This is a genomic window from Endozoicomonas arenosclerae (assembly GCF_001562015.1).
Classification (GTDB): Bacteria; Pseudomonadota; Gammaproteobacteria; order Pseudomonadales; family Endozoicomonadaceae; genus Endozoicomonas_A; species Endozoicomonas_A arenosclerae.
Window position 1 is genome coordinate 38,800 of record NZ_LASA01000143.1, and the last position, 9,531, is coordinate 48,330.

At 47.7% G+C, this 9,531-nt stretch carries 11 protein-coding genes; 4 read left to right on the plus strand and 7 right to left on the minus strand.

Going from position 1 to position 9,531, the window contains the following annotated elements:
* Positions 1-230 precede the first annotated feature (230 nt).
* From WG89_RS21775 to WG89_RS21805, 7 genes are all read right to left on the minus strand, one after another.
* Entirely contained in the window at positions 231-644 is a 414-nt protein-coding gene (locus WG89_RS21775; RefSeq protein WP_153301745.1) for an SCO4402 family protein, read from the minus strand.
* 116 nt (positions 645-760) lie between these two features.
* Positions 761-1,141: an SCO4402 family protein gene (locus WG89_RS21780; RefSeq protein WP_062269771.1), complete on the minus strand. Its 381-nt coding sequence runs from the start codon at positions 1,139-1,141 to the stop codon at positions 761-763.
* Positions 1,142-1,157: 16 nt separating this feature from the next.
* Positions 1,158-1,916 (minus strand): hypothetical protein, encoded by a 759-nt coding sequence (locus WG89_RS31750; RefSeq protein WP_216638537.1) that lies wholly within the window; start codon positions 1,914-1,916, stop codon positions 1,158-1,160.
* 6 nt (positions 1,917-1,922) lie between these two features.
* The gene (locus tag WG89_RS21790; protein ID WP_062269773.1) at positions 1,923-2,168 is read right to left on the minus strand and encodes a hypothetical protein; all 246 of its coding nucleotides are present in this window, start codon (positions 2,166-2,168) and stop codon (positions 1,923-1,925) included.
* A 55-nt stretch (positions 2,169-2,223) separates the two neighbouring features.
* Positions 2,224-2,430, minus strand: a complete 207-nt coding sequence (locus WG89_RS21795; protein WP_062269775.1) for a DUF2283 domain-containing protein — start codon at positions 2,428-2,430, stop codon at positions 2,224-2,226.
* 5 nt (positions 2,431-2,435) lie between these two features.
* Positions 2,436-2,921, minus strand: coding sequence for a hypothetical protein (locus tag WG89_RS21800; RefSeq protein ID WP_062269777.1), 486 nt, complete (start codon positions 2,919-2,921; stop codon positions 2,436-2,438).
* Positions 2,922-3,044: 123 nt separating this feature from the next.
* On the minus strand, positions 3,045-5,450 hold the full coding sequence (locus WG89_RS21805) for a DNA polymerase II (protein WP_245662955.1): 2,406 nt from the start codon (positions 5,448-5,450) through the stop codon (positions 3,045-3,047).
* A gap of 103 nt (positions 5,451-5,553) precedes the next feature.
* Between WG89_RS21805 and WG89_RS30560 the strand changes: the two genes are divergently transcribed.
* The 4 genes from WG89_RS30560 to maiA all read left to right on the plus strand — a co-directional run bounded on the left by WG89_RS30560 (position 5,554) and on the right by maiA (position 9,142).
* Positions 5,554-5,697 carry a hypothetical protein gene (locus tag WG89_RS30560; protein ID WP_153301746.1) on the plus strand — a complete coding sequence of 48 codons (144 nt, stop codon included), beginning with the start codon at positions 5,554-5,556 and terminating at the stop codon, positions 5,695-5,697.
* A gap of 68 nt (positions 5,698-5,765) precedes the next feature.
* Positions 5,766-7,079 (plus strand): homogentisate 1,2-dioxygenase, encoded by a 1,314-nt coding sequence (hmgA, locus tag WG89_RS21810; protein ID WP_062269779.1) that lies wholly within the window; start codon positions 5,766-5,768, stop codon positions 7,077-7,079.
* Between the two features lie 84 nt (positions 7,080-7,163).
* A complete protein-coding gene (fahA, locus tag WG89_RS21815; RefSeq protein WP_062269781.1) occupies positions 7,164-8,498 on the plus strand; it encodes a fumarylacetoacetase in 1,335 nt (444 codons plus the stop codon).
* 14 nt (positions 8,499-8,512) lie between these two features.
* On the plus strand, positions 8,513-9,142 hold the full coding sequence (gene maiA / locus WG89_RS21820) for a maleylacetoacetate isomerase (protein ID WP_062269783.1): 630 nt from the start codon (positions 8,513-8,515) through the stop codon (positions 9,140-9,142).
* Positions 9,143-9,531 lie beyond the last annotated feature (389 nt).

The following is a 9,531-nucleotide window of genomic DNA, read 5'->3' on the forward strand; positions in this document are numbered from 1 at the left end:
GTCTGGCAACTACCATACCTACAACTAAACAGCGGGATACTGATTAACTCTTATATTTTCTCAGGAGAGACTTTTGGTAGCAGGCTTCTGGTTGAAGTGAGTTGGCAAGCACTTATCTGTCGAGAAAAGCCAAACTCTGGCTTCTAGTGGTAAGCCAGCAGAACCATTAGCCACCATCGATGACTTGCCTGCTCAAAGAGGGAGAGCAGACTATAGAGCTATCAATAAGCTTATGTGCCTAACTCATCAGGGTTTAATACCCGATACGTGCGAGCAGCTGCTTCAACAACATTACTCCAACCTTCGCAATCTATGACCTCTAACGCACTATCACTATTGCATGATTTATAAAAGTTGAACAACACCTTAGCCATATGAATCATGGCTTCAGCTTCAGCACTATTTTTAAAGACAGAGCCAATATAACTGTGCGCATTTTCAAGATAGTCCATATCTTCTATAAGAATGTCAGTGGCGCAATCGTACCAATCACCAACGTCAGGGGGCATGCTGTCGTGAGTCTCCATATAAGGCTGCCATTTTTTTTGAAACATCTTTTGATAATCAAAATCCCTTAAATCATCCAAACTATGTAATGTATTGTCCCGCATTTGCGGATATATAACTTCTTCACAGCTTTTCATTATGGGCTCCAATTGAAACGGGACACTCATACAATTTGATACTATTTCCATTCTCTGAAAATGAGTGTCCTTCATGCCTCCGAACCGGTTTAAGCGATTAGTTGAAAGTGGAGCCCTCATGGCATCTGTTTCTCTGGTTTGGTCATAGAACGATATGCTTTATCAGCAGCATCTAGAACATTCTTCCATTCAGGCAAGTTAATATATTCTTCGTCCGTGAGCTCTGTGCCGTATTTTTTAAAGATTGTATCGAGTTCTAGACATAGTATCCCAACGAGTTCAGCTTCTATTTCGTTTTTCAAAAACCACCCTATACAGCTATTGGGGTCTGTTGCTAGCTGAGTATCATCAAAGAGGAAGTGAATGGAGTTATCCAGTTCATCAAACTGGACATCGCTAGTAAAATTCTTATTTACCCATACCGCAATCTGATAATCTTTATTCCTTAGATCATCGAGATAGCCAATCAGTTCTTCATACATTTCCGGATATTTCATTTCTGATGCTCTTTTTCTAGTTTGGTGAGTCCCATTTCTTCCAAGAAATATATTCACTTAAAGGAATGTGTGCATGTTCTCCATTATTTTTGATAGAGCCAACAATTGGCAACCCATCTCTCCCTAGAACTTTACCACTACTGCGAACAATAACATGATCAACCTGTTGAGATGGTAGACTATGGTTAGGATTCCCTTTATCAATTCTAATTCCATTTCCTTTATTTTCAGGATCGAACCAACGCTTACCGATGCCTTTTCGAATATCTGTGGGTTCTATCCATCTTTCGGGGATTTTGTGAATTACTTCATCTGGTATTTTCCATTCCGAATAATACACCGGAACCCCCCGGTGCGCCTCAGGACTCCAAAGGATAACCAGTTCACCTTCTGAGGCTGGGAGCTCAAGGGTTGTCGGGCCTGAAGTCTCACTAACCGGGGTTGTATAAATAACAACCTGACGGGCATCAAGGTTATCAGGATAACCCTCAATACCTATTTCAGGGGGCTTTTCCGGGGTCCATGTCAGGCCAATGCCATTGGGCAGCATGACTGTGTTTGAATTGAGTGTCAGGACATCAATGGGTTGGCCCTGAGCATTATGGTATACAGGCAGGCCTGAGTGATCTTTCCCCTGGTAGTTGAGCTTTTCACGATGAAACTTCAGATCAGCGTCATCCGATAAAGAAGCTGGCCAGAATAAGGCTGATAGGGGAATCGCTCTGGCAGTGACTTGTGGAGCAGGTTTAAGCCATTGTCCCAGATTTTCAAACATCAGAGCCTAGTCTGCTCCGGTCATGATCTGAGTACTGTCAGCAATGGCTGAAAGAGGGCCAGCCAGCAATACTCCGATATCGGAGAGCTGGTAGAAAGGGCAGGTTTCGGAAGTGCAGTGATCAGTCACTAAAATTTGATCAGAGAGCAAATCGGCGCCTGAATCTTCGTCGTCTCCCCGGTTTTCTTCAAAACTGAAAGCAGAAAGGTCTGGGAGAATTTGCTTCTGGTAGTGAGTTTGGTATCGGTGCATGAGGCTTACACTTCTTGTTGCCTGACCAAGAAGGTTGTTTTTTTGAGCCACCGGATTAGGTTATATCCATTCCTATTATTGAGCCTTCCTCATCAAAATCCAGATAAATATCTGGCCCTTTGTAATCATTGATCAGGTCGGCCAAACGCAGCTGTTTTCTTACTAAACCAGATATAGCAACCTGAGGATGTTTAGGAAGATACAAATATGCAACTTCTGGGTCGCTTGAACTGACTTTAAGCTTAATTTTTTGTCTTGGCATTACAATCACTTTGCTATCAGTACTGTCTTAAGTTTCGCTGAACCATTTTTACTAATTTGATAAACGGCCAACCCATCAAGCCACTGCTCCAGCAAGAACAGAAGCTGGAAAACCATGCCGGTTCGAGGTGTGTCGCTCAAATTCTGGAAAAATGCAGTTCTTTGTTCAAAAGCTTCTTGCTCTTCCATCCATCGCCAGTAGAGTGGCAGAACAATGGCCAGGCTATCCGCCTCTGAGGCATGCAAGGTAATGAATTGCTCATACGCATGAATAGCCTGATCCGTTTGGCCACGGTCTTCCAGAAGAAAGATGTGACTTAATGGGTCAACCCAGTCAATGCTCTTTTCTTTGGCGAGCCGAAGCATGGATTCACGACTGTCGGCTTGTTCATAAGAAAGCCAGGGAACAGGTGCAGCCTGGAGTGCAGCGGTCATCAGCAGAAGTGTCGTACAAAGAAAAAGTCGACCAATAGGGAGAAACACTGCGCTCATAATTACAGCTTTTTTTGTAACGTGACTGATCAGTTAATGAGCGCTTAAAGGTAGATCAGCTGTGAGGGACTGCAAATTTTTGCGTATTAAAATAGACACTCGTAATGAATGGTTATAAACAGCTCAAAACAACCCCATTTGCTCGTCAATCAAGGTATTAAAGTCCAGATTGATGAAAGGCAGTACACCATCCGCAACCGGTTTTAGCTGCTTGTCGATGTAATGCTGGTAATCAATGGGACTCCTGAGGTATTCCAACGGTTCAGGCCCATTCACCGTCATCACGTATTGCACCCAGCCCTTTCTCTGGTACTTCAGTGACTTTCCCAATGATTGATTGATCTCGTCAGCCATTCTGGCGGCTCGCACTTGAGGTGGCACATTCTTTACATAGTCTTTCAGATTACGACGCAACCGCTTTCGATAGACAAGCTTATCATCCCACTCTCCTGCCAACGTTTTCTCTACTGTTTCTCTGACCAAAGCCTCAGGTGATTGATCAGCAAAAACGAGAGTAAACAACTCTGTCTGAAAATACTTGGCCAGTGCCGTCCAATCAGAACGCACAGTCTCCAGCCCTTTGAAAACCAGTTCCTGCCCGGAAGAAGTCGTTTTAATACCGGCATAACGCTTTTTACTGCCCGTGTCCGCACCTCGAATCGTAGGCATCAGGAAGCGTCGATAGCAGGTTTCAAATTCCAGCTCGAGAGCAGATTCCAGCTGGAAGTCACCCTTTAGCTTTTCATCCCAGCGCTGGTTAATCATTTTCTCCAGTTTTTTGCCCGTAGTTGCCGCCTGATCATCGGAATAGGTTTCATTCAAGAGCACAAATGTGGAATCCGTGTCCCCATAAATCACCTGATAGCCCTGTTCTTCAATCCAGCGAGCTGTCTGTTGCATGATCTCGTGCCCTCTTATAGTGATGGAACTGGCCAGACGCGTATCGTAAAAACGACAGCCTCCAGAGCCCAAAACACCATAGAAAGAGTTCATGATAATTTTGAGGGCCTGGGAACGAGCTGCATCCTTCTGCTTTTTGGCTTCATCCCTCTGGGCCCACAGGGAGGCAATGATATCGGGTAGAAAATGTTTTTCGCGGGAGAACATCCCCCCCCTGAAGCCGGGAATGGCATCATCGGGCTCAGCCAAACCTTCAACCAGGCCCATGGGATCAATTTTGAAAGTCTTGATGATAGAGGGATACAGACTTTTGAAATCCAGCACGATGACATTGCGGTAAAGCCCGGGGATCGAATCCATGACATATCCGCCAGGACTGGCCAACCCTCCCCCTTCAGGCAAGTTGGGCGCTATGTATCCGGCCCGATGCAACCTGGGTAAATAAAGATTGGTAAAGGCCTGAACAGAACCGCCCATGCGGTCCAGCTCCAATCCGGTTAGATGACTGCGAAGCCTGAGATAATCCAGAATATTGGTGTGCTCAAAAATAGCTTCAACCAATCGGCAGTCTTCCAGGTTGTATCGGGCCAGCTTTTCCTTGTTGTGGCGAAAGTCATGATTGATGATCGCCATCCGGTTATCGACATCCTCTGTTGCCTTACCTCGCCCTAACAGGGCTTGGGCTACCGATTCGAGACTGAAACTATCGAATTGATAAGTAGCTGCCTTGAGAGCTTCTATTCCATCAATCACCATGCGGCCGGGTATGGTTATAAAACCCTGACCACTGTCCCCCCTGCGATTTCGCCAGCTCGCGGCCTGTCCACCCCTACCCAACCTGAGCTTCATACCATGACGATCAGCACGCTTGAGTAACAGACGAAAATCAAAATTAATAACGTTCCAGCCAATCACGATGTCCGGGTCCAGCGTATGAAGCACCTCTTCAAAAGCTTCCAGGAGGGCTTTCTCATGATCAACCCACTGAATCCACTCCACGGGCTCCTGGTTGCCCACCATGATCACAAGACCATAATCACCACCTGAGAGCCCGATGGAATAGAGTTCCCCTCTCTCAGAACACTCAATGTCCAGAGAAATCACTTTGAATGAAGGATTAAACTCTGCGGGTCGGATACGGGCATTCTGATACTCGACATAGCCTGACCTTGAGCGTGGCTGGCCTGTAAACTCGAGACCGCCATAGACAAATCGCTCCATAAGATAGCGATCTGCCAGCCTGAAATCAGACTCAAACAGTTCCAGCCCTTTGGCTCTGAGATAATCGTGGATTAAGAAGGACTGGGCTGTATCCTTGCTGTAGACCGCAGAGATGGCGTCATGCTGAAAATCCTTCAGGGTGAGAGGTCGAACTTCAGCGTCAGCAAACGCTTTCAGAAAAGCGTGTTGCAGGGGTTCAAACAAAGCCGTCTTAACAAAACAAACCGGACGCTCACCCTGAATCACTAATCGAACCGGACCGGATTCTGTTACCACCCAGAGAACAATCTCGGTCTGCCCCTTCTTGTCATGGCTGTGCCGGCTCAGTAGAAAACCTTTTTGCAAGGGTTCTCTTTTTTGTAAGGGCTCAATAGCAGGCAAGTCAGTTCTCAAACGTAATGTGTCCAACAGTTTATGCATTCTGGGAAGGTGCAGGCTTATCAGATAGTAACATTGCCGGAAGCTGGCCGGGAGATTTGAACGACAAGGAGAGCAACTTTTCCGTTTTGATATGGACAAACTCTCAGGTCTGGCTAAAAATGGAGGAACTTCAAGACCTGAACAAATCGCTTCTGCCCTTATCCGGGTTGAGCGTTTGAAATTGAAAAGCCTGGTGCAGGAACCACCAGTGCTTGAAAACAGCCATGAACAATAAAAGCAACATTTTCTCAAAACCCTTGAGATGAAAAATGTTCACGATAAGAAAAAGATAGGTTCAGTTTGATGACAATACCTGACGATCTTGAGTACCAGACCGGTTTTGGTAACGAGCATGAAACAGAGGCTCTACCCGGAGCCCTGCCCAAAGCCTGCTTCAGTCCTCAGAAAGTAGCTTACGGACTGTATGCGGAGCAGTTTTCATCCACCGCATTCACCGCCCCCAAACACCAAAACAGGCGTACCTGGACCTATCGAATCCGGCCCTCTGTCGTTCAGGGAGAATATTTGCCCTGGAATCAGAACCCGCTACTAAAAACAGCCCCCCTGGATGACCTGCCACCAACACCGGCACAGCTCAGGTGGGATCCATTGCCCATGCCGGATCAGCCTACGGACTTTATCAGCGGCTTAACCACCATAGCCGCTAATGGTGATGCCCGATCACAACTAGGCAGCGCCATCCATCTTTATGCAGCCAACCAGAATATGGAGAAGCGTTTCTTTTACAACGCGGACGGTGAGCTGTTGATGGTGCCCCAGGACGGTGAACTGCTTATCTTTACCGAATTAGGCAAATTACAGGTCAGCCCGGGAGAAATTGCTGTCATTCCCCGAGGAATGAAATTCAGAATCGACCTGCTTTCCGGTCAAGCCCGTGGTTATATTTGTGAAAATTATGGAGCCCCGCTGCATCTGCCTGAACGCGGCCCCGTGGGCGCAAATGGTTTTGCCAATGATCGTGACTTTCAGTATCCCGTAGCCTGGTACGAAGACGAGGAAGGCGATTTCGAACTCCTTTGCAAGTTTTCAGGTCATCTCTATGCCTGTGAACTGAACCATTCGCCATTGGATGTGGTTGCCTGGGTGGGCACCTCGGCCCCCTACAAATACGACCTGTCTCGATTCAATGTCATCAACACCGTCAGTTATGACCACCCTGACCCTTCGATCTTCACGGTCCTGACCTCGCAGTCCGATACACCTGGAGTCGCCAATCTGGACTTTGTCATCTTCCCGCCACGCTGGATGGTGGCTGAAAACACCTTCCGCCCCCCTTGGTACCATCGCAATATTATGAGTGAGTTCATGGGGCTGGTGCACGGTGTTTACGACGCCAAGGAAAAAGGATTTGTGCCTGGAGGCAGCAGCCTGCATAACTGCATGTCACCTCACGGCCCGGAAGCTGAGGTTTTCAAAAAAGCCAGCGAAGCCGACCTCAAGCCGGTTCGCTATGAAAACACCCTGGCCTTTATGTTTGAGTCCCGGTATGTCTATGTCCCTTCACAATTCGCCATGGACAGCGACATACGACAAAAAGACTATATTAAATGCTGGTCTGGCCTGCAGAAACATTTTGATCCGGCTCTCAAACCCTGAGCCCACAACAATAAAAATTCTGAGTGCCTGAATCTCTGTATAGATTTCAGGCACATCTTTTTCTTAATGCTTTCAGGATAAACAATGATTTCACTGAATGAGACCCATGACGCTTCTCTCACCAGCTGGGTAAATTGCGCCAATCAATCCGGCACTGACTTTCCGATCCAGAATCTGCCTTTTGCTGTTTTCAAAACGGGCACTGAACCCTTCCGTTGCGGTGTAGCTATTGGCAACCAGATTCTGGATCTGAAAGCCATATCAACCCTTAAACCTTTTGAAGGTAAAGCGGCTGAAGCTCTGACGGCCTGTGCCAGTGAAACACTCAATCCCTTCATGGATTTAGGCTTTGAACACTGGAGTGCTATGAGACTGAGCCTTTCCCGAGCCCTGAGAGCAGGCTCTGATCTGGAAAGTCAGCTAAAACCCTGTCTGATCCCTATGGATAAGGCCGAGTTTGCCCTGCCCTGCCAGATTCGGGATTACACAGACTTTTATTCCTCTATTTATCATGCCACTGCCGTAGGTTCCCTGTTCAGGCCTGATAATCCATTGCTACCCAACTACAAGTGGGTGCCCATTGGTTACCATGGCCGGGCTTCATCCATTGAAGTCACAGGCCAGTCGTTCCACCGTCCGGTAGGCCAAACCAAAGCCCCGGACGCCGAACAGCCTTCCTTCGGTCCTTGTAAACGTCTTGATTATGAGCTTGAGATGGGCGTCTTCATTGGTCAGGGCAATACGCTAGGTGATGCCATTCCACTGCAAAAGACCGATCAACATATCTTCGGTATGTGTCTGCTAAATGACTGGTCTGCCCGGGATATGCAGGCCTGGGAATACCAGCCATTGGGACCTTTCCTGGCCAAGAGTTTTGCCTCAACCATCTCGCCCTGGATTGTCACCCTGGAAGCGCTGGCACCTTACAGAACCGAATATCAGCGACCCGCTGCCGATCCAAAACCCTTGCCTTATCTTTCTTCAGACGAGAACAGTTCGCTGGGAGCGCTGGATATTCAACTGGAAGTACTGCTGCAAACCCCTGCCATGAAAGGCTCGCAGACGCCTGTAGCGCAAAAACAGTGCATGGAAAAGTTGTCCCAGTCCAGCTTCAGACACTCTTACTGGACCATTGGACAGATGGTGGCTCACCACGCCAGTAATGGTTGCAACCTGCAATCCGGTGACTTGCTGGGCACAGGAACACAGTCAGGCCCTAAGCCCGAAGAAGCCGGTTCATTGCTCGAACTGACCAAAGGCGGCAAACAGCCACTGAATCTTACCAATGGCGAACAGAGAACGTTCCTGCAGGATGGAGATACTGTCGTTATGAGAGGCTGGTGTGAAAAAGAGGGTGCTGCAAGAATCGGTTTTGGTGAAGTCGCTGCCACCCTGCTACCCGCTAAAGCAGCGAACTGAAAGAGGATAGTCGTATGAAGCTATACAGCTACTTTCGATCATCGGCTGCCTATCGGGTCAGGATTGCCCTGAACCTTAAAAAACTGGATCACGAACTGGTTCCGGTCAATCTGTTGAAATCGGAACAGACAGGCAGTGACTACAAGGGCATCAACCCTCAGGGACTGGTCCCTACTCTGGAAGTTGAATCAGGCAGATTAAGTCAGTCCATGGCGATGCTGGAATGGCTGGAAGAAACCTGCCCGGAGCCTGCCATCATTCCCGGAGACGCCTGGCAAAAGGCTCAAATCCGTAGCCTGGCCAATTTGATCAGCTGCGATATTCATCCCCTGAACAACCTCAGGGTATTGAAAACGTTACAAGCTGAACTGGGAGCCACTGATGAGCAGAAAACACAGTGGTATCAGCACTGGATACAGGTTGGCTTTGATGCCTTTGAGCAACAACTGGGAGACTCGGACTTTTGCGTCGGAGACACGCCGACACTGGCCGACATCTGTTTAGTCCCCCAGGTCTACAATGCCTTGAGATTTAAAGTGCCGTTAACGGATTACCCAAAGATCAGGAAAATCTACCAGCACTGCAATGAGCTCAAAGCATTTATTGATGCGAGCCCAGAGCAACAACCTGACAGTACCCTATAAGGAATAGTCCTGAAACTTCTAGATTGAAACCCTCTCAAAACCCGTTCGGGCTGAGCCTGTCGAAGCCCAATCCCCCCCCTTCGACAAGCTCAGGGTGAACGGAATACGTATGTAAATCGGGAAGTTATTTCGAGACAAATCCTAGCAGCCTGTCGGACTTGAACCCATAAACGCAGTTCAAGTAATTTCAGACTCTGACTATTCCGGAGAGAACTTATAAAACCCTCTCCGGCGCATTACATTTTCAACTTGTCCTTATGATTTTTCTCACTCTTGGCCTCAGATCAGCCCAATAGTGCCACAGATAAGTCGCCAACAAGACCAGTTCCAACCACTGCTCTTCATTCACTTGTTTCAGGCTGAACATCCGCCTCAAGTTATACGCAAGA